The sequence below is a fragment of the Arthrobacter sp. UYCu723 genome, from assembly GCF_054059215.1.
Map to the genome: position 1 here is coordinate 3,673,139 of NZ_JBSSBW010000001.1, position 18,050 is coordinate 3,691,188.

Here is an 18,050-nt window from a genome sequence, read left to right on the forward strand (position 1 = left end):
CCGTCATGGATGCCACGTCTCGATCGCAACCGGACCAGCCCGGCGGCCCGGCACCTGTCAACGGTCCCCGGGATTTCGTCGCCGTCGACGACAGCGGCGCGTTTTCGTATTATCCGTCCGAACAAGACCTCGCCGCGGCCTTCGAGTACGTGGCGGAAGCGGCGTGCATCCTCGACCGCAGCGGCAAGTCCTATGATCTCGCCCTGGACCGGGACCGTCACCTGATTCTCGGGGAGGACCACGGTCCGGTCGAGTTTCACTGGCTGCTCCGGGCATTGACGGACGCGTGGGAGATCCATCCGGAAGAACACCGGCTGAGGCGCCTGTACCCCGCTACGCTCAACGCGTTGGTGTCCGGCCTGTTCGAAACCCTCGAACTCAGTCAGGGCTACAGCCCGGCCCCCGGACCGTGGACCTTTGACATCGGCGGCATCACCGTCCGCCGGTCAAGCCTGCGGGACGTTGATCAGCGTCTGGCCGCCGAGGCCCAGCTGGACGACATCCGGGTAAAGGACCCCCTCGGCCACACCTACCGCCCGGTGAGGCGCCGCAGGCACCGGTTCCTGCCGGACCGGACCGGTTACATTACCTACGAAGAAGTGCCTGTCAGGACCCGGTGAATGCCAGCCACGGACAAGGGCAGGCACCGTGCAGTATTCGCCGAGGGGAGATCTTGCTATCGTCGCTAGTGGACTGCCGCCATGCGGCGCAGCGGGCGAGCCCCTTCCGGCTCCACGACGAAGGACCATCATGAAGCGCACACGACTTTCCGCTATCGGTCTTATTGCAGCTGCAGCACTGGCCTTGGCCGGCTGCGGGTCGGGGTCAACCGCTCCGTCCACCTCGGCTCCGGCAGCCGGCGCGGACACGTCTTTGAGTGACGTCACGAGCGCAGGCACGCTCAAGATCGGCACGGAGGGAACGTACAAACCTTTTACATTCCACGCCAACGGCAGCGGTGAACTGACCGGATATGACGTGGAGATCATCACGGCCGTCGCTGACAAGCTGGGCGTCAAGCCGGCCTTCCAGGAAACGCAGTTCGACGCCATCTTTGCCGGCCTGGACGCCAAGAGGTTCGACGTCGTCGCCAACCAGGTTTCGATCACGGACGAACGCAAAGCGAAGTACCAATTCTCGGCGCCCTACACCGTGAGCACAGGCGTGATTGTCACCAAGACAGACAACAACAGCGTCAGCTCCTTCGACAGCCTCAAGGGCAAGACCACTGCGCAGTCGCTGACCAGCAACTGGTACAAGCTGGCGCAACAAAGCGGCGCCAATGTCGAGGCCGTGGAGGGATGGGCGCAGGCGATCACGCTGCTCAAGCAGGGGCGCGTCGACGCCACCGTCAACGACAAACTGACGTACCTGGACCACCAGAAGGCCGAACATGACAGCAGCATCAAGATTGCCGCCGAAACCACGGACAAGTCCCTGAGCGCCTTCGCCTTCCGCAAGGGATCAACCAGCCTGGCGGAGGCCGTCAACAAGGCCCTCAGCGAGTTGCAGACCGACGGCACCCTGACCAAAATTTCCCAGAAGTACTTCGACGCGGACGTCACGAAGTAGCGGGAAGGCGGGCCGTCGGAGAAGGCTGCGTTAGATGACCATCAACTGGGATCTGGTGTGGGGGTCGCTGGGACCCATCCTGATTGGCGCGGTCACGGGCACAGTTCCCTTGGCGCTGGCGTCCTTTGGAATTGGCCTGCTGCTGGCCCTACTGATAGCCCTCATGCGGCTGAGCCATAATCCCGTCTTCGCCGCGGTCGCCCGCATGTATATATCAGTCATCCGCGGCACACCCCTCCTGGTCCAACTGTTCGTCATTTTCTATGGACTGCCTTCCATCGGACTGACCATCAGCCCCTGGCCCAGTGCGATCATCGCGTTCTCACTGAACGTGGGCGGTTACGCGGCAGAGGTCATTCGGGCGGCCATCCTGTCTGTGCCCAAGGGGCAGTGGGAGGCGGGACACACCATCGGCATGTCGCGCCGGCAGTCACTGGTCCGGATCATCCTGCCGCAGGCCGCGCGCGTCTCGGTCCCGCCCCTGTCCAACACCTTCATCAGCCTGGTCAAGGACACGTCGCTGGCTTCCCTGATCCTCGTGACCGAACTGTTCCGCCAGGCGCAGCAGGTGGCGGCCTTCAGCCAGGAGTTCATGCTGCTGTATCTGGAGGCAGCCGTCATTTACTGGATAATCTGCCTGGTCCTCGCCGGCGGACAATCCGTCCTGGAGAAGAGATTGGACCGCTATGTCGCTCACTGACTCCACGCTCCCGGACGCCGACGCGATACTCACCGTACGGGGATTGCGCAAGGCGTTTGGCCGGCATGAAGTGCTGAAATCCATCGACATGGACGTCCGTCGGGGCGAGGTCGTCACCCTGATCGGGCCGTCGGGGTCAGGCAAGACGACGGTCCTGCGGTGCCTCAACGGGCTGGAAGTGCCCGACGCCGGCGTGGTGGCGTTCGCAGGCGAACTCACCGCCGACTTCTCCGCACCGGTGTCGAAGAAGCAGCTGGCCGCACTGAGGGACCGCAGCGCCATGGTATTTCAGCATTACAATCTCTTTCCGCACAAGACCGCCCTGGAGAACGTCATCGAGGGCCCGGTCCAGGTGCAGAAGCGGCCCAAGGCGGAGGCTATGAAAGAGGCCAGGGAGCTACTGGCCCGCGTCGGCCTGGCCGACAAGGAGAACAGCTATCCCTTCGAGCTCTCGGGTGGGCAACAGCAGCGTGTCGGCATCGTACGTGCACTTGCCCTGCGCCCTCAGCTGTTGCTTTTTGACGAGCCGACGTCGGCACTGGACCCGGAGTTGGTGGGTGACGTCCTGACGGTCATCAAGGAGCTGGCGGACGAAGACTGGACCATGGTGGTGGTCACCCACGAGCTTGCATTCGCCCGGGAGGTTGCCGACGAGGTCATCTTCATGGACGGAGGCGTCGTCGTCGAACGCGGCCACCCTGACACCGTGCTGCGCGACCCGAGGGAGGAACGCACCCGGCAGTTCGTGGACCGGCTGCTGAACCCGTTCTGACCCGTGCAGGTATATTCCAAGCAGACCAACCCGAGCAAACTGCTGGCCGCCAAGAGCCGGGCCGTGGGCATTGCCGTGGAGGCGTACAGCCCGCTGGGCCAGGGCGCCGACCTGGGTGCGGCCCCCGTGGCATCCCTCGCCGCCAGGTACGGTGCGACACCGGCCCAGATTGTGCTCGCGTGGCATCTCGCCCAGGGCACCATCGTCATCCCGAAGTCGGCCGACTCCGCACGCATGCGGGAAAACCTGGGCGCCGTGGCCGTCTCGCTCACGCCGGCCGAAGTCGCCGAAATCACGGCTCTGGAGTCCGGCGCCCGCGTCGGCGCCGATCCCGCCGTCGCCGCGTTCAGCCAGATGTAGCCGGCACCGCCGGGCTTTCACAGCCAATCCTTGGAAGTCTCCGACCCTGTACCAATGCGGGTGGACCACGATTGGTCGATGAAGGTTGGGAGGAGATCGATGCAAATGTGGAACAAGTTCCTGGTGCCGGGACTCGCGGTCATGGCCATTGCCCTCCTTGGGGCGGCCGGCGCGTCCGGGATTGACGAGATGGCGAGTGCCCGGATCACGCAGCCGGCACCGGCCGCGGCGGCTGCCGCTGCAGACGGGCGGCCGCCGTTGCGCCACCTCATCCTGCTCGGGCTGGACAAAGGCTCACTCCCGGGAGGGCTGCCGTACGACGAACTGCGCGATGAAAGGTACGAGGAGAATTACCAGGAAGCACAGGGCGCGGCAACACAGACCCTGGTTTGAATCAGGGTCTGCCGATCGCACGGCGCCTCTTGCCGCTCGCCGGACTTCGGAGGAGGATATGCGGCAAACTCCAGGAGGCATCGTGACCCAGCTTGGCAAGTTTGAGAAGTACCTGATCGAGGAATTCTTCGACGATTACCGCGCCGGCGCCATGACCCAGCGCACGTTCACGCGGCGCGTCGCGTTCATCACCGGCAGCATGGCGGCAGCCGCGACCGCGATGCTGCTGGTCGGCTGCACGCCGGATGAAGTTCCGCGCGGCACCGAACCCATGCCGGCCGCCAATCCGTCCTCGCCCGCCGCAACCGCCGCGGCCACCGGCGGCGCCGTACCGGGGGCCAAGAGCCCGCTTTCCATTCCCGAGGGCGCATCAGGGCTGGTGACTTCCACGGTAAAGTTCCCCGCCAGCGGCGCCGACATCAGCGCCTACCTGGCACGGTCGGAGGGGAGTACCAAGGGCCCCGCCGTGCTGGTCTGCCACGAGAACCGCGGGCTGACCCTGCACATCAAGGACGTGGCACGCCGCTTCGCCCAGAGAGGATATTCGGCCCTCGCGCTGGACCTGCTGAGCAGGGAGGGCGGCACGGAGGCCCTGGACCGGGATGCCGTCCCCGCGGCGCTGACCAAGGCCGGAGCGGACCGCCACGTTTCCGATTTCGCCGCTGCTTTCGACTACTTGAAGTCCCAGGACTTTGTTGACTCCGGGCGGATCGCGATGAACGGCTACTGCTTTGGCGGCGGCATCACCTGGCAGGCGGCGACGGAACTGCCCGGGCTGAAGGCCACATCGGCGTTTTACGGACCCTCTCCCGACCTGTCCAAGGTCCCGGCCATCAAAGCGGCGGTCCTGGGCGTGTACGCCGAACTCGACCAGCGGATCACCAGCGCCATGCCGGCCCTCGAGGCGGACCTGGCCGCCGCCAATGTCCGCCACAAGCTCACCGTTTATCCCGGCGTCGACCACGCGTTCCACAATGACACTGGAGACCGCTACGTTGAGGCGCAGGCCACGGCAGCCTGGAACGACACACTGGCCTGGTTCGGACAGTACGTCTGACGGCGCCCTACGACCGCCGGCCTTTCTCCTGCCGTCTCAGCACGAAGAAGACGAACACGGCAGTGCCGCCAGCGGCGACCAGCAGTATCCCCAAGGGGAGGAGGTCTGCGCCGCTCGTTTCTGACGTCGGGGCGCTCCTGGCCTCGGACGCCGCGGGGGAGGGAACAACCGGTGTGGCTGTTGAAGATGTGGGAGGTGCCGCAACGCTAGGCGCGGCAGGAAGGAAGACGTCGCTGACCACGCCCATGATGAATCTGTCTCCCGGCACCAGCGTTTTCACGACCTGCGTGGACGTTTCCAGTGTGGTCGACACACACCCTGCCGAAACCCTGTTTCCCGCGCCGAAGAAGATTGCGTAGTCGGCACCGGGCACGGGAGGAGAGTCCGGGAGGCGGTTGTAGTTGATGACGGCGGCCTGGGCGTAGGTGCCCTGATTCGCCCAGTACCAGAGGTTCTCGTCCGCGGGCGACCCGCCCTCCAGGTAGTCGTTGTAGGTGGGGCTTCCCGGGCCACCCCAGCGCGACCTCGGATTGACCACGTGATACGTCAGCCTGGTCCCCGGATCGGCAAGACCGAGCGCCTCCGTCGCCGTGAACGAGCCTGTCGGTGACCGGTACTCACGTTCCCTCAGCATGCCCTCAGGGGCGAATCCGTTCTCGCCGATAAAGCCCGTCGCCTGCCACTCCGGCGCGTACCCGTCGGTGCCCCTGACACACCCTGTGATCAGTACGGCGTTCTGCGTGAAGTCCGTGGCGGTAACGAAGACAACCCGGCTGGCGTCACCGGTAGAAAACTTCACCTCGCGGGCCGTCAGCTTTGCGCACGGTGAGGTTTCCTGGGCTGCGCCGTGGGCGGCTGACGGCAGCGCCGTGAATGCGGCGACCAGGGCTATCAGCAGCAGAGTCCTACGCAAGGCGTGCAGGGACATAACAAAATTTTAGTCGCCAGGATCCTCCATGGTCAGGGCTCCAGGGCTCCAGGGCTCCAGGGCTCCAGGGCTCCTTGCCTGTTGCCGGATCGGCACTCATACTGGCAGCGTCACGGACTGGCAGGACGGCCCTCAAATGCGGCACGGAAATACCCTGGAGCTGATTTCCTCGGCGCTGGTGTCGTTGTCGGGTTTTGTCCTGTTCGTGCTGGAACAGGACATCGCCGGCTTTGGCCTTCTCGCCGTGGCGCTCTTGCTGGCAGGGTTCAGCAGTTGGGGGCTCCTGCGGGATCTGGCCCTCATCGCGGCCGGGCTCGTGGCGATCAGCCTTGTCCCGATCACAACCGATATCAGCACGGGGCACATGTTGGTCATGGGTTCGGCCATGATCCTGGCCGTGGGAGTTCCGTACTCGGTTTCACGCTTTGTTTTCAAGGACCGTGCGGTCAGGTTCCCCGTGCGTACCGGGCAGGCGTGGACGCGGGCGGAGAAATGGTACCTGCCGGCCGTCGTCGTCATAGGCTACGCGCTACTTCCGGCGTACATGGTCAATACGGGCGTCTACCGCAACTGGCCCGCGGTCTCGGACCCGGAAGGAATCATCCGGCTCTTTCTGGGTACCAATGTGCTGGGGATCTGGGACGAGCTGTTTTTCGTCTGCACCGTCTTTGTGCTCCTGCGCCGGCATCTGCCCGCGGCACAGGCCAACGTGCTGCAGGCCGTGCTATTCACCTCGTTTCTGTGGGAACTGGGTTTCCACGTGTGGGCGCCGTTGTTCATCTTCCCCTTCGCCCTCGTCCAGGCGCTCCTTTTCACGCGGACGAAATCCGTGTCCTACATTGTGTGCGTCCACTTGCTCTTCGACCTGGTGCTTTTCCTGGTCCTGATTCACGCCCACAACCGGGCTTGGATCAACATCTTCATCTACTGAGGGACGGGGCGACTATCCAATGGCTTCGCCCCCAGGCTGGGAACCTGGCCGCCGGTTGGGGAACGCGATCCGGTCAAGGTCGTTCGCGGCCACGACGGCCGCCCCGCCGGCGCGGGCCCTGGCCTGTTCGGCGAGAGGGCCCACGTCCGGATAGCGCGACGAGAAGTGGGTGAGGACGAGGGTGCCCACACCGCCGTCGGCCGCCATGGCGCCGGCCTGTCCGGCCGTCAGGTGACGGAACTGCGCCGCGAGGTGGGCGTCCTCGTCACCGAAGGTGGACTCGGCCACGAGCAGGTCGACGCCGTCGGCGAGTTCCTCGGCGCCGGGACATGGCGCCGTGTCCATGACGAAGGCGAAGCGCTGGCCGGGCCGCGGCACGCTCACGTCCTCAAGGCGCACGCCGCGCAGGCTTCCCTCGTGCTGAAGGCGGCCGACGTCGGGCCCCGCGATCCCGGCGGCCGCCAGCCGGTCCGGCAGGAGGGTGCGGCCGTCGGGCTCGACGAGCCGATAGCCGTATGTCTCGATGCGGTGGTGCAGGGGCCGCACTTCCAGGCCGGGCGCGATTGGGCCGGCCTCCCCGTGCGGATAGAGTCGCAGGTCAATTCCGGGGGAGGCGACGGCAACTAGCGCCCAGATGATGTCCTCCCCGGAGGCGGGATAGTGCAGACGGACGGGATGCGTCACACGGTCGAGGGCCATCCGCGAAAGCACGCCGGGCAGCCCAAAGCAGTGGTCACCGTGGACATGGGTGACGCAGATACGCGTGATCTCCGAGGCCGCGACGCCGGCGTGTATCATCTGCCGCTGGGTGCCTTCCCCCGGGTCGAAGAGCAGGCCCTCACCGTCCCAACGAAGCAGGTATCCGTTGTGGTTGCGGGTCCGCGTCGGGACCTGGGATGCGGTGCCGAGGACGACGAGTTCGCGCATGGAACCGAGTGTCCCACTCGTTCGGTGGATGCACGACCGGTCCGCCCTCAATACCCAGCTCCGGGTTACCTTGTCGCCAACCGTTGGGCGGTTCAGAATGGTCACCATGACAGCGTCCGGAGATGCAGCGCGTGACAAGAAGCTTGCGGCCATCGGCACGGCTGTGTCCGCCGCCGCCCCCGCAACCGTTGCGGGTCTGCTGCCGTGGGTGGTGACGCGCTGGAAAGTGCAGCAGCCTGTGCCGGGCGGACTGGTGGCCCAGTGCGCAGGCGTCCTTCTGATCGGCGCCGGCGCAGCGGTGATCACCAATTCCTTTGTGCGGTTCGCCCTTGAGGGAATCGGAACCCCGGCCCCTTTTGCCCCGCCGAAACACTTAGTGGTTAGCGGGTTTTACAGGTTCGTGCGGAATCCCATGTACGTGGCCATTGGGGCCGTGGTCACCGGACAGGGCCTCCTGCTGGGACAGCCGAAGCTGTTCGGCCTGGCGGCGCTGGGCGCCGTTCCTGTGGTGGCCTTCGTCAGGTTGTATGAGGAGCCGACGCTGGCACGTAAATTCGGCGTCGACTATGAGGTCTACTGTAAAAATGTCCCGCGGTGGGTGCCGCGGCTGACACCATGGCGGCGAGGCTAATCCAGCGGCAGCGTTATCACCACGCACGTTCCTGTGGCGGCGGACGAGTCGATAGTCATCTCACCGCCGGCAAGGCCGACGGCGAGGCGCATGAGGCGCAGCCCCATGCCGGAGTGCCTTCCACTGGTGGCTGCCGGCACATCGAAACCGCCGCCGTCGTCGGTCACTTTCAGCTGCACGGCGTGGCTGACGCAGCCCAGCCGGACCGTCACCGCTGATGCATCTGCGAATTTGTAGATGTTGCTGAGGAGCTCCTGGGCCGCCCGGTACAGCAGTACTGCCGACCTCCGGTCCACTTCCATCCCATGGTGCGGAGTCTCCAGGCGCACCACGGTGCCGCGTTCACGCAGCGGAAGCGCAATTCGGTCAATCGCTCCGGCGACACCGAGCGTGTGGAAATCGACCGGATGTGTATCAGTCAGGACCCCACGTACGGCCACCACTTCGTCGCTGAGTAGTGATTTCATGCTTCCACTGTGCGCCTGCGCCCTTGGCATTTTCTGGTGCCCGCCAGAGACGGTGCATGCCCGCCGTCCAGAAGGTGCGGCGCCGGGTAATCGGGTCCGTTCTTGCCTCTGGTCCCGGTCCCCGGAGTGGGTTACTTTGGAATGAGCGGAGTGCCCTAGTGGGCTCGTTGCCGACGGACGCCGGCGGGCACTGAAGTCGAGTAGGAAACTCACGGTGGCATACAGTGTGGCTCAGAAGCTCATCGCCTCCCATTTGGTTGCGGGGGAGATGATTCCCGGGTCCGAGATTGGTCTGCATATAGATCAGACCCTGACTCAGGACGCGACAGGGACCATGGTGATGCTGGAGCTGGAGGCGCTGGCGCTCGACAGGGCACGCACGGAAGTGTCCGTGCAGTACGTTGACCACAACCTCTTGCAGGCCGACAGCAAGAATGCCGAGGATCATGATTTTCTCCGTTCGGCCTGCCGCCGGTTTGGCCTGTGGTTCTCGAAAGCCGGCAACGGGGTGTCACATCCAACCCACATGCAGCGGTTCGGCGTCCCGGGCAAGACCATGGTCGGCTCGGACAGCCACACCCCGGCCGCAGGATCGCTCGGGATGCTCGCCATCGGCGTCGGGGGCACCGAGGTTGCCATGGCCATTGCGGGTGAGCCGCTGTACCTCAAGATGCCGGAGATCTGGGGTGTGCAGCTCACCGGTAATCTGCCGCCGTGGACCAGCGCCAAGGACGTCATCCTCGAAATGCTGCGCCGGCACGGGGTCCACGGTGGCGTCAACCGGATCATTGAGTACTTCGGCCCCGGCCTGGCGACGCTGACCGCAATGGACCGGCATGTGATCGCCAATATGGGCGCTGAACTGGGGGCGACCACCACGGTCTTCCCGGCCGATGAACAGGTTCGGGCCTTCCTGCGTTCCGAGCAGCGGGAGGGCGATTTCACCGAGCTCCTCGCCGACGCCGATGCCACCTACGACGTGACCGAGGAGATCGACCTCGCCACGATCGAGCCGCTCATAGCGCTCCCCAGTTCGCCGGGCAACGTGGTTCCTGTGCGGGAGGTCGCAGGGAGGCCGGTGGCGCAGGTGGTGATCGGGTCGTCTGCGAATCCCGGGCTGCGGGACTTCGCGATTGTGGCCGCAATCGTCAAGGGACGCCAGTCGCCGCCCGCCCTGTCCTTCGACGTCAATCCGAGCTCGCGTCAGATTCTGCAGGACCTGACGAAAATGGGTGCCACCTTGGATCTGATCCGCGCGGGCGCCCGGCTGCATCAGACCGGATGCATGGGCTGCATAGGCATGGGCCAGGCGCCGGCGAATGGGAGCAACAGCCTGCGCACCATGCCGCGCAATTTTCCGGGCCGTTCCGGTACCAAGGAAGACTCGGTCTACCTGTGTTCGCCCGAGACGGCGGCAGCGGCCGCATTGACAGGAACGATCACCGACCCGCGGGACCTGACGGGGCTGTTCGGTCTCGAGTATCCCAGGCTCGAAATACCCGCGGTGTCGAGCGTGAACACCTCGATGCTGGAGGAGCCGTTGCCTCCGGAGCAGGCCTCCGGAGTGACCCTGGTCAAGGGCGAAAACATCTCCTCGCTTCCGGTGTTCGGGCCGCTCGCCGACCGCATAGAGGCACCGGTCGCCCTGGTCCTGGGTGATGATGTCTCCACGGATGAGATCCTGCAGGCCGGGGCGCGCGCATTGCCATATCGCAGCAACATCCCGAAGCTAGCCGAATTCACCTTTGCCCAAATAGACGAAACCTATCCTGCGCGGGCCGCGGAAACCCGGGAGACTTCCGGCCATATTGTGGTTGCCGGCACGAACTACGGCCAGGGGTCCTCGCGGGAGCACGCCGCAATCACCCCACGGTTCCTCGGGCTGCGCGTGGTGGTGGCCGTATCTTTCGCGCGAATCCACTGGCAGAACCTGGCCAATTTCGGGGTGCTGGCGCTTGAGTTCGCCGACGCAGCCGATCGCCACCGCATTCGGAAAGGAGATGTGCTCCTGCTGACAGGCCTGCGCGACGCGCTCCTGACCGGTACGGAGATCCAAGTGCGTAACGAGACCCGGGACGAGCAATACGCCGTCCGGCATTCCCTCTCAACGCGTCAGGTTGAGATGCTCCTTGCCGGTGGCCTGATCCCGTGGCTGCGCGAGCGGGGAGCGCGGGCTGCACAACAGGCCGCGGATTGAACCCGCTGTTGGCGGCAGCACAGCGTTGACGGCAGCACAGCGGAGGGTGCAGTCCGTCCGGGCTGCACCCCTTTTCCGGCTCAAGAATCAGTGCTTCCTGAACGTGTCCTTGATCTTTTCTCCGGCCTGCTTCAGATCGGCCCGGAAGTGGCGGGCCTTGCCCTCGGCCTTGAGCCTGTCATTACCGGTGGCCGCGCCGGCTGCTTCCTTGCCCCTACCGTGGAGTTTCCCGGCAGCGTTATGGATCTTGTCACCCCAACCCATGATGTCCTCCCTAGTAAGCGGCCCCGCAGCGTGAACACCGCAGTAACCGACAATTAATTGTAGGGACGGACCGGCCCCAAAAACACCCTTTCCGACCTCAAGACGACAGCCCCCGCGGAGCGAGGAGAGTCGTCCCTGGTACAAGGGTGCCCTGGGCGAAATTGCCGTCGGGCAATACTGGCCTGGCCAGAAGAAGCGCCACCGGCTGCCCACTCCGCAAGTTGGACTCACGGGGTGGGCAGCCGGAATTCGCGCGGGGCGAAGCTGGGGTTACTTGTAAACGCGGACCCAGTCGACCTGCATCTGGGAAGCCTTGGTGGCGGATCCGTCAGGGAACCAGTCGAGCTGCAGGGTCTGGTGCATGCCCACGGTGGGCTGGTGCGCCGGGTTCGTGTCGCTGAAGGTCTTCACGCCGTCGACGTATCCGGTGATGCCGGCAGGGGTCCACTCGACTGCATAGTTGTGCCACTGCGTGCTATCAACCGGCTTAGCCGCGTAGGTCTGGAAATCCTTGCCGTCACAGGCGTAATGCAGGAAGAACTTCATCATGGCGGTGTCCGTGCTGCCTTCGGCGTAGTCGATCTCGGCACAGTTAGCGGACGTGTTGTTGTTGGGCCAAAGGATCAGGACCGGATGGTACTTCGGGTCCCGGGCGTTGGTCTTCATGCGCGTTTCCCAGCGACCGTACTTCTGCTGGGCAAACTTCGCCGACATGCCGCCTGTGGTACCTGCGGCGTCACCATTTACCGTGGCCAAGCCGTTGGCGATGGACCAGGCCTGCGGGCTGCGGACGCCCTTGCCCGAATGTCCTGCACCCTTGAAGACACTCCACTTTGCGGAGTCCGGGGCGCCGGTGTTGGAGAACTCGTCTCCAGCCAGAACCGGGCCCCAACCAAAGTTGGTGGCTGCCTGCGTGCCGCTACCCGGCGTGGCAGCTGCTGCCTGGTTGGCGGCAGGAATGGCGGGCGCTGGGGCGGCAGGAACGGCGGGCGCTGGGGCGGCCGGGGCGACGGCGGGCGCTGCCACGGCCGGGGCTGCTGCGGCCGGTGCACCGACAGCTGGCGCTGCCGCGGCTGGCGCCGCATCCGGGACCGTAGCAGCAGCAGCAGGCGCGTCCGCGGTGGCCGTGCCGGGTGCGACGGCGGCGTCGGTGGCCGGAGCGGTCTGCGTCGGGGCTGGGGTTGTTGCCGCTGGCTTTGCCTCTGCAGTGGCGGACTTGGCCGGCGCGGTGGCCGGCGCCGAAGCATGCCCAGCCGCTGGCGGAGCACCAGCCCCATCTGTTGCGGGAGCGATGCTGCACCCCGTCAGGGACAGCGCGCCCATCGTGAGCGTGATGGCTATTTTCTTGAACAAGGGAACCCTCCGGGCTTAGGACTGACGCAAACGACAGCTGCAACTAAGGCGATGACGAATGCGCGAAGCTTCATTCAGCCCCCAGCACTGGGCGGGAGCGAGCAGGCACCGATCGGCGCAGCGGCGCCCGACATGCGGGGCATCCGGGGCCCTGCGTGCGGGCCAGACCTTGAGGGCCAGGCGCCAACGTTACCTGATCGTAACCTTCGCCCGCAAGTCGCCGACGTCGGGTCCAGCAGCTGGTCCAGCAGCTGGTCGCGCCGGAGCGGGATCGGGTCGCGGAGACGGCCTCATTGTAAAACCGAAGTGCGGGCAGAATGAAGATGACTGGGGTATGCTGCACGCCGCTGTCGGCTCATTCGCACGGGCGCGTTTTTGAGGGCCTTGGCGTCGTGGCGGAGCTCGCGCCGTTGGCAGGCATCAGCTAACGCCGTGCCCGGGCAGGGGTGGTGCAGTGGAGTGGTAGCTGTGGCCGGTGGGGGTGCGGAGTTCGAGGGTGTGCCTGTGCCTGTTGGTGCCGTCGGCTCCTCGGGCCGGTTTGGCGGTCCAGCCGGGGGTTTCTTTGGTGTGGTTGCAGGCTTCACAGGTTCCGGCGCCGTTGCTGTTGGTGGTGGGGCCGGCTTGATGCCAGGGGATGATGTGGTCCAGGTGGCGTATCGGGGCGTCGCAGTAGGGGGTGCGGCAGGTGTCGTCGCGGGCCTGGATGTAGCGGCGGAGTCCGGCGGGGAAGAGCCGGGCGCGGGAGTCCATCGCGATGAGGCCGCCGGTTGCCGGGGCGGTGTAGAGCCAGCGGAGCCAGATGTCCAATTCTTTGTCTCCGCCTGCTTCTGTGTCGCCGCCTGCGCTGTCCCCGCGTCGGCTGCCGTCCCGCGTGCCGTCACCGGCCGGGCCTCCGCCTGCGCCGTCCCGCGTGCCGCCGTCCCCGGCGGCCGCGTTTTGGGCACGTGTGTCGTTGAGCAGGTCGCGGGCCCAGCCGGCGGGGACGATGCCGTAGCCGGGGAGGCGGGCGGGTTCACTGTCGCCCTGGAACAGGGTCCGGTCGGTCATGATGAGCTGGATTTCGATGTGCGGCCGTATGGTTTTGTGAGACAGCTTGTTAGGAGCCCTTTCTCGCATGACCGATCGTAAGAAGTACACGCAGCAGTTCAAGGACGAAGCCGTTGAGCTGGTGATCTCCTCGGGCCGTCCGATCGCACAGGTGTGCCTCGATATAGGCGTCCTGGAAGGCACGCTGGGGAACTGGGTGCGCAAGTACCGGGAGGATCATCCGGAACGGTTCACCGCTGGCGAGGAGAAGGCGCCGGTGTCCTGGGAAGAGCACCAGAAGGCGCTGGCTGAGATTGCCAAGCTGAAGCAGGACGTCGATTTTTTGGGAAAAGTCAGCGCCTTCTTTGCAGCGAAGCAACGGTAGAGGATTTCTACGAGTTCATCGAAGCAGAGAAGGCGAACCACCCGATCGTCTGGTTGTGCCGGGCCCTGAAGGTCTCCCGGGCCTCGTTCTACCGGTGGCGCAGCCCCGAGGGCCCGTCTCCGCGGGCCCTCCGGCACCAGCGCCTGGTTGCCGAGGTGACTGACCTGTTCGAGCAGGAAAAGGGCCGTGCCGGCCGTGACCAGCTGACCCTGATGCTCAATGCCAAGGGCGTGCAGGTCGCCGCTCCGACGGTCGGGGCGATCATGCGCGAGCAGGGCCTGCGGGCCGTACGCACCAGGGCGTGGAAGCAGACCACCGTGCAGGACCCACAGGCGAAGACCGCGCACATCCGCAATCACATGCTCGACCAAAAGGGGAAGCGGGACTTCACCTCCTTGGTGCCCGGGACCCGGCTCTGCGGGGACATCACGTATCTGCGCACCGGCGAGGGCTGGCTCTACCTGGCCACCGTGATCGACCTGTGCACGGGCATGGTCATCGGCTGGGCCATGGCCGATCACATGCGCGCCAGGCTGTGTACCGACGCGCTGGGAATGGCCCGTGACCACGGGTACTTCGCCGGGGGAACAGTCGTTTTTCATTCAGATCGCGGCTCCCAATACACCTCTGACGAATTCCAGAAATGGTGTGGAGGGAACCGTGTTACCCAGTCCATGGGAGCCGTCGGGGTGTGCTGGGACAACGCTGTCGCCGAAAATTTCTTCTCGCATCTGAAGACCGAGATGTACCACCAGCACACCTTCGGCAGCAGGCTTGCCGCGAGGACCGCTGTCATGGAATACATCGAGGGCTGGTACAACCGCCGTCGGCCAAACCGAAGGGCCGGCGGCATCCCTCCGACAGCGGCCCTTGCTACCCATCAAACCTGCGACCCGGAAACCCTGGCCGCGTAACCCGAATCAACTACGAAACTGTCTCAAAAACTTGACGACCGCAATGCCGGTGATCCCGCCGGGGGTGCCGGTGGTCCGTTCGACGAGGCCGTCGGCCATGAGCTGGCCCCGGCCCCTGGGGTCCACGGCGGCGCGGAGCGTGTCAGCGTGGCGGCTCAGGGCGGTGTACGCGGCGACGCCCTCGGCGACGGGGAGCAGTGCGGTGAGGTAGGCCATGGTGTCGGGTGCGGGGCGGAGGCTGACGTGCCGTTCGGTGGCGGCGTGGCTGGCGCGTTGGGTGGTGGAGCGGGGGTCCAGCCGGTAGGCGGCGGTCCGGGCGGCGGCGATGATCTCCCGGTCCCCGGCGCCGGCGAAGGTGCCGGTGTCGGCGGCGAGCCGGGCGTCGACGTCGCAGCGGTCCGCCGCACTCAGGCAGGCGGTTTCCTTCACGAGGAGGGTGGCGCGCCATTCGTTGAGCTGGCCGGTGTGCAGGGCGGCGAGGGTGTGCGGCATCTCGGTGACGAGCGCTTTCGCCAGGCCCAGGAGCCGGCCGCCGCGGGCGGGGGATTCGCGCCGGGCCAGGGCGATCTGCGCCGCGACCCCGGCGCCGAGCTCTGCCGCCGGAACGCCCTGCGCGCGCTGGGTGCGGCGCTGGGACAGGTCGAAGGCGACCGCGATGCGGGCCTGCAGTGCGGCCGCGGCGGACTTCAGGTCCTCCAGCTGCCGGAGCTGGTCGATCAGCCCGGCACCGCCGTCGTCGTCGGAGGCGCGGGCGTGACAGGGGCGGACAGTACCGAGAAGGCGGGCGACATCCGTGACCGTAACGCCGCTTCCAGCGCCGCCATGTCCTCCCGGAACCACCACTTCGGGCTCCCGCTTGCCGTCCATGAACCCAGTCTTCCAGCGGGGTCAGACAAAAAGACCCGGCAGAATGAGCCGCGAGATAGGCCACCGAGAAACCGGCGCGGCGACCCCACAACAATGCGAAAGAATGGTCCCATGAGCGACGCCGGCGAGTTTATCGATTCCTCGCTGCAACGCGAAGGGTCCTGGCCCCGGGCGGACGAGTTGCAGGCACGCGTGGGCGGCGATCTGCGCTTCTATGGCGCCTCGGTCGGAGCGGTGCGCGGAACTGTCCGCGACGCGCTGCGCCGCCACCGCGAGTTGCTGCATGATGACATCACCGCGCTGAGCTCAGAACTTTGGTCCGTACCGGTTTTCGAGCGACGGCTGGCGGCCGTGGTCCTGCTGCAGTCCAAGGTCCGCATGCTGGACAACGCGGACCTGACCCGGATTGAAGGCTTCCTGAGAACCGCGCAATTGCGGGAGCTGGCCGATCCGCTCGCCGTCGACGTCGTCGGCCCACTGGTTTCGGGACTGGACCTGCTGGGCAGGGTGCGAGCGGACAGCGTGCTGGACCGCTGGGCCCGGGAACCTGACGTCTGGCTGCGCCGCGCCGCCCTGCTCTCGCCGCTCCGGGCGCTCCGGGCCGGCGGGGGAGACTGGCGCAAGTTTGTCGGCCATGCGAAGGCGGCGCTGGCCGTCTCACCGGGGCACGACGCGGACGCGGACGCCGATACCGACGCCGACCTCCTCCGGGAGGCAGTCGCCGTGGTGCTCGACGACGTCGCGAAACACCGGCCAGAGCTGGAATTCACGGCCACCGGGACGTGACGGAAGCGTCCCGCATCAGCTGTCGGACCGTCGCTCCACAACCGCGTAGGCCTTGCCATCCAGGAACTGCCAGTCCGTGACCACCATAAAGCCGAGTGCATCCACACGGTCGTTCAGGACATGGACGTCGAAACCGCCGTCGCGGGGCTCAGCGTCCCAGGTTGAGACGCGGACTTCCTGGCCTTCGAGGATCAGCAGCTCGGTGTTGACGTCAAAATCCTCCTGAGGCTGATCGCTCAGCTGGCAGATGGCGACAGAGTGGATGTTCATTTCGGGCCTCCGCTTCAGGGATCGCTGCTGGCATCATCCTATGCCTGAGCCCGGCGATGCCGAGGGAAAAAGCCCCGGGTGGACCCCGGCCCCGTTACCTCAATGTGACATTCCGTGATCATCCCGTTACCGTTGTTAGGTGCCTGTTGTCTCCGATACGGGCGCTCCCCAGCCGATTGCCTAACTCTGCCGCGGCCCGGGGTAACTCGCATCAACGTCCGGCAGAGACGGGGAAACCACTTTTTGACCAGCTGATATGCAGGTCTTGGGGTGAAGCCGCACGGCCCGCCACGCGGGCCCCGAGTGCGGCCGGGTGCCTCCCATCCGAATCCGACAGCTCACCTCGCAGGCATTGGGAGAGGCTACATTCATGACTTCAAGCAATACTTCCGCGCGCCATCGTGGCGCCACCACGAGCCCGCTTTCGGCAATTTCCTCCGCATTTGCGGGCAATGCAGGCACCATCGGCCGCCAGGCTGCCGTGATCGCCGCAGCGTCCGGTCTGGTACTCAGCAGCGCCATGGCCGCCAACGCGGCGCAGGCACCCGCCGAGCGCAACTCCGCACCGGCGTCGTCCGTTGACGTCAAGGATCAGGTCTCCGCTCCGGTCAACGCGGATTCCACTGTTCAGATCGCCTTCGAGCGTCCGGCCGTGGTCTCGACTCCGGCGCCCGTCGTCGAACAGCCCAAGCCGGCTGCAGCTGTCCCCGCCGCCGCCCCGGAGCTTGCCGCAGCCCCTAAGGCTACCGTGCAGGTCCAGGCAGCTGCCCCCGCCCCCGCCGCTGCCCCGGCGGCCGGCGGCGTCAGCGGCGCGCTGCTTTCGGCCGCCTACGGCCAGGTTGGAATCACGCAGGACTGCACCGCGATGGTTGAAAAGGCCCTCGGCGCAGCCGGCATTCCGGTAGGCGACATCGGCCCGGCGGCGTTCCTCAAGTACGGCAAGGTGGTGGCGACTCCGCAGCCGGGTGACATGATCGTCCAGTCCGGCCACGTTGCCATCTACGCCGGCAACGGACAGGCCGTCAGCGGTGGCATGAACGGTGTCAACGCAACCATGGCGCACCCGCTGTCGTGGCTCACCGCCACCGGCCCCGTGACGTTCGTCCGCGCCGGGGTCTGACGCAAGGCTAACGTGCAGGGTTTTACGCAGTAGGATAACGAGCCCAGCGGCTTAAGCGGCCGGTGATCAGTTGCCTTGGGGGCAGCGGATCACCGGCCTTCTGCGTGCCCGCCCGCGCTGCAAGACCGGC

The 18,050-nt window shown here is 66.0% G+C and carries 18 protein-coding genes, 3 pseudogenes and 1 riboswitch; of the genes and pseudogenes, 13 read left to right on the forward strand and 8 right to left on the reverse strand.

Annotated features, from left to right (window positions below; translation table 11 throughout):
• Window positions 1–5: 5 nt before the first annotated feature.
• The 7 genes and pseudogenes from ACVWZ8_RS17190 to ACVWZ8_RS17220 all read left to right on the forward strand — a co-directional run bounded on the left by ACVWZ8_RS17190 (window position 6) and on the right by ACVWZ8_RS17220 (window position 4,854).
• Complete coding sequence (locus ACVWZ8_RS17190) at window positions 6–620, forward strand: hypothetical protein (protein ID WP_456505299.1); 615 nt, start codon at window positions 6–8, stop codon at window positions 618–620.
• Window positions 621–750: 130 nt separating this feature from the next.
• Window positions 751–1,572 (forward strand): amino acid ABC transporter substrate-binding protein, encoded by an 822-nt coding sequence (locus ACVWZ8_RS17195; protein WP_456505300.1) that lies wholly within the window; start codon window positions 751–753, stop codon window positions 1,570–1,572.
• 34 nt (window positions 1,573–1,606) lie between these two features.
• A complete protein-coding gene (locus ACVWZ8_RS17200) occupies window positions 1,607–2,272 on the forward strand; it encodes an amino acid ABC transporter permease (RefSeq protein ID WP_456505301.1) in 666 nt (221 codons plus the stop codon).
• Entirely contained in the window at window positions 2,259–3,044 is a 786-nt protein-coding gene (locus tag ACVWZ8_RS17205) for an amino acid ABC transporter ATP-binding protein (protein ID WP_456505302.1), read from the forward strand. Before ACVWZ8_RS17200 ends, ACVWZ8_RS17205 begins: the two co-directional genes overlap by 14 nt.
• Before the next feature lie 42 nt (window positions 3,045–3,086).
• Window positions 3,087–3,404 (forward strand): annotated as a pseudogene (locus tag ACVWZ8_RS17210) (aldo/keto reductase); the annotation flags it as partial.
• Between the two features lie 105 nt (window positions 3,405–3,509).
• Window positions 3,510–3,797: a hypothetical protein gene (locus tag ACVWZ8_RS17215; protein ID WP_456505303.1), complete on the forward strand. Its 288-nt coding sequence runs from the start codon at window positions 3,510–3,512 to the stop codon at window positions 3,795–3,797.
• 82 nt (window positions 3,798–3,879) lie between these two features.
• Complete coding sequence (locus ACVWZ8_RS17220) at window positions 3,880–4,854, forward strand: dienelactone hydrolase family protein (RefSeq protein ID WP_456505304.1); 975 nt, start codon at window positions 3,880–3,882, stop codon at window positions 4,852–4,854.
• A gap of 7 nt (window positions 4,855–4,861) precedes the next feature.
• Here ACVWZ8_RS17220 and ACVWZ8_RS17225 read toward each other — a convergent pair whose 3' ends face one another.
• Window positions 4,862–5,782, reverse strand: coding sequence for a hypothetical protein (locus tag ACVWZ8_RS17225; RefSeq protein WP_456505305.1), 921 nt, complete (start codon window positions 5,780–5,782; stop codon window positions 4,862–4,864).
• A gap of 136 nt (window positions 5,783–5,918) precedes the next feature.
• On the opposite strand from ACVWZ8_RS17225, the gene ACVWZ8_RS17230 reads away from it, so the two are divergent.
• Window positions 5,919–6,713: a CPBP family glutamic-type intramembrane protease gene (locus tag ACVWZ8_RS17230; RefSeq protein WP_456505306.1), complete on the forward strand. Its 795-nt coding sequence runs from the start codon at window positions 5,919–5,921 to the stop codon at window positions 6,711–6,713.
• Between the two features lie 12 nt (window positions 6,714–6,725).
• Here ACVWZ8_RS17230 and ACVWZ8_RS17235 read toward each other — a convergent pair whose 3' ends face one another.
• On the reverse strand, window positions 6,726–7,640 hold the full coding sequence (locus ACVWZ8_RS17235) for a ribonuclease Z (RefSeq protein WP_426978186.1): 915 nt from the start codon (window positions 7,638–7,640) through the stop codon (window positions 6,726–6,728).
• 106 nt (window positions 7,641–7,746) lie between these two features.
• Between ACVWZ8_RS17235 and ACVWZ8_RS17240 the strand changes: the two genes are divergently transcribed.
• The gene (locus tag ACVWZ8_RS17240; protein ID WP_456505307.1) at window positions 7,747–8,271 is read left to right on the forward strand and encodes a methyltransferase family protein; all 525 of its coding nucleotides are present in this window, start codon (window positions 7,747–7,749) and stop codon (window positions 8,269–8,271) included.
• Here the strand turns inward: ACVWZ8_RS17240 and ACVWZ8_RS17245 are convergent.
• Window positions 8,268–8,738: a sensor histidine kinase gene (locus ACVWZ8_RS17245; RefSeq protein WP_426978183.1), complete on the reverse strand. Its 471-nt coding sequence runs from the start codon at window positions 8,736–8,738 to the stop codon at window positions 8,268–8,270. The two genes, ACVWZ8_RS17240 and ACVWZ8_RS17245, sit on opposite strands and share 4 nt — an antisense overlap.
• A gap of 214 nt (window positions 8,739–8,952) precedes the next feature.
• Between ACVWZ8_RS17245 and ACVWZ8_RS17250 the strand changes: the two genes are divergently transcribed.
• Window positions 8,953–10,935 (forward strand): aconitate hydratase, encoded by a 1,983-nt coding sequence (locus ACVWZ8_RS17250; RefSeq protein ID WP_426978181.1) that lies wholly within the window; start codon window positions 8,953–8,955, stop codon window positions 10,933–10,935.
• A gap of 87 nt (window positions 10,936–11,022) precedes the next feature.
• Here the strand turns inward: ACVWZ8_RS17250 and ACVWZ8_RS17255 are convergent, their stop codons facing one another.
• The 3 genes and pseudogenes from ACVWZ8_RS17255 to ACVWZ8_RS17265 form a co-directional block, all read right to left on the reverse strand.
• The gene (locus tag ACVWZ8_RS17255; protein ID WP_426978179.1) at window positions 11,023–11,199 is read right to left on the reverse strand and encodes a CsbD family protein; all 177 of its coding nucleotides are present in this window, start codon (window positions 11,197–11,199) and stop codon (window positions 11,023–11,025) included.
• A gap of 270 nt (window positions 11,200–11,469) precedes the next feature.
• On the reverse strand, window positions 11,470–12,552 hold the full coding sequence (locus tag ACVWZ8_RS17260; RefSeq protein WP_456505308.1) for a glycoside hydrolase family 16 protein: 1,083 nt from the start codon (window positions 12,550–12,552) through the stop codon (window positions 11,470–11,472).
• A 420-nt stretch (window positions 12,553–12,972) separates the two neighbouring features.
• Window positions 12,973–13,617: pseudogene (locus tag ACVWZ8_RS17265) on the reverse strand (HNH endonuclease); the annotation flags it as partial.
• 49 nt (window positions 13,618–13,666) lie between these two features.
• Between ACVWZ8_RS17265 and ACVWZ8_RS17270 the strand changes: the two are divergent.
• A protein-coding gene (locus ACVWZ8_RS17270) for an IS3 family transposase (RefSeq protein WP_456505309.1) occupies window positions 13,667–14,877 on the forward strand; the annotation gives its coding sequence in 2 pieces (ribosomal slippage) (window positions 13,667–13,913 and window positions 13,913–14,877; 1,212 coding nt in all).
• 42 nt (window positions 14,878–14,919) lie between these two features.
• Here ACVWZ8_RS17270 and ACVWZ8_RS17275 read toward each other — a convergent pair.
• A pseudogene (locus ACVWZ8_RS17275) lies at window positions 14,920–15,744 on the reverse strand (DUF222 domain-containing protein); the annotation flags it as partial.
• Between the two features lie 111 nt (window positions 15,745–15,855).
• Between ACVWZ8_RS17275 and ACVWZ8_RS17280 the strand changes: the two are divergent.
• Entirely contained in the window at window positions 15,856–16,530 is a 675-nt protein-coding gene (locus ACVWZ8_RS17280) for a DNA alkylation repair protein (protein ID WP_456505310.1), read from the forward strand.
• Window positions 16,531–16,545: 15 nt separating this feature from the next.
• On the opposite strand, the gene ACVWZ8_RS17285 is transcribed toward ACVWZ8_RS17280, so the two are convergent.
• Entirely contained in the window at window positions 16,546–16,800 is a 255-nt protein-coding gene (locus tag ACVWZ8_RS17285; protein WP_456505311.1) for a hypothetical protein, read from the reverse strand.
• A 167-nt stretch (window positions 16,801–16,967) separates the two neighbouring features.
• Window positions 16,968–17,166: riboswitch (cyclic di-AMP (ydaO/yuaA leader) on the forward strand.
• 4 nt (window positions 17,167–17,170) lie between these two features.
• Between ACVWZ8_RS17285 and ACVWZ8_RS17290 the strand changes: the two genes are divergently transcribed.
• On the forward strand, window positions 17,171–17,920 hold the full coding sequence (locus tag ACVWZ8_RS17290) for a hypothetical protein (RefSeq protein ID WP_456505312.1): 750 nt from the start codon (window positions 17,171–17,173) through the stop codon (window positions 17,918–17,920).
• Window positions 17,921–18,050 lie beyond the last annotated feature (130 nt).

Coding starts and splice junctions, on each gene's coding strand:
- ACVWZ8_RS17230 (WP_456505306.1), top strand. CDS start 5,919: ATGCGGCACGGAAATACCCTGGAGCTGATTTCCTCGGCGCTGGTGTCG.
- ACVWZ8_RS17200 (WP_456505301.1), top strand. CDS start 1,607: ATGACCATCAACTGGGATCTGGTGTGGGGGTCGCTGGGACCCATCCTG.
- ACVWZ8_RS17290 (WP_456505312.1), top strand. CDS start 17,171: ATGACTTCAAGCAATACTTCCGCGCGCCATCGTGGCGCCACCACGAGC.
- ACVWZ8_RS17195 (WP_456505300.1), top strand. CDS start 751: ATGAAGCGCACACGACTTTCCGCTATCGGTCTTATTGCAGCTGCAGCA.
- ACVWZ8_RS17190 (WP_456505299.1), top strand. CDS start 6: ATGGATGCCACGTCTCGATCGCAACCGGACCAGCCCGGCGGCCCGGCA.
- ACVWZ8_RS17245 (WP_426978183.1), bottom strand. CDS start 8,738: ATGAAATCACTACTCAGCGACGAAGTGGTGGCCGTACGTGGGGTCCTG.
- ACVWZ8_RS17240 (WP_456505307.1), top strand. CDS start 7,747: ATGACAGCGTCCGGAGATGCAGCGCGTGACAAGAAGCTTGCGGCCATC.
- ACVWZ8_RS17235 (WP_426978186.1), bottom strand. CDS start 7,640: ATGCGCGAACTCGTCGTCCTCGGCACCGCATCCCAGGTCCCGACGCGG.
- ACVWZ8_RS17285 (WP_456505311.1), bottom strand. CDS start 16,800: ATGAACATCCACTCTGTCGCCATCTGCCAGCTGAGCGATCAGCCTCAG.
- ACVWZ8_RS17225 (WP_456505305.1), bottom strand. CDS start 5,782: ATGTCCCTGCACGCCTTGCGTAGGACTCTGCTGCTGATAGCCCTGGTC.
- ACVWZ8_RS17255 (WP_426978179.1), bottom strand. CDS start 11,199: ATGGGTTGGGGTGACAAGATCCATAACGCTGCCGGGAAACTCCACGGT.
- ACVWZ8_RS17280 (WP_456505310.1), top strand. CDS start 15,856: ATGAGCGACGCCGGCGAGTTTATCGATTCCTCGCTGCAACGCGAAGGG.
- ACVWZ8_RS17205 (WP_456505302.1), top strand. CDS start 2,259: ATGTCGCTCACTGACTCCACGCTCCCGGACGCCGACGCGATACTCACC.
- ACVWZ8_RS17215 (WP_456505303.1), top strand. CDS start 3,510: ATGTGGAACAAGTTCCTGGTGCCGGGACTCGCGGTCATGGCCATTGCC.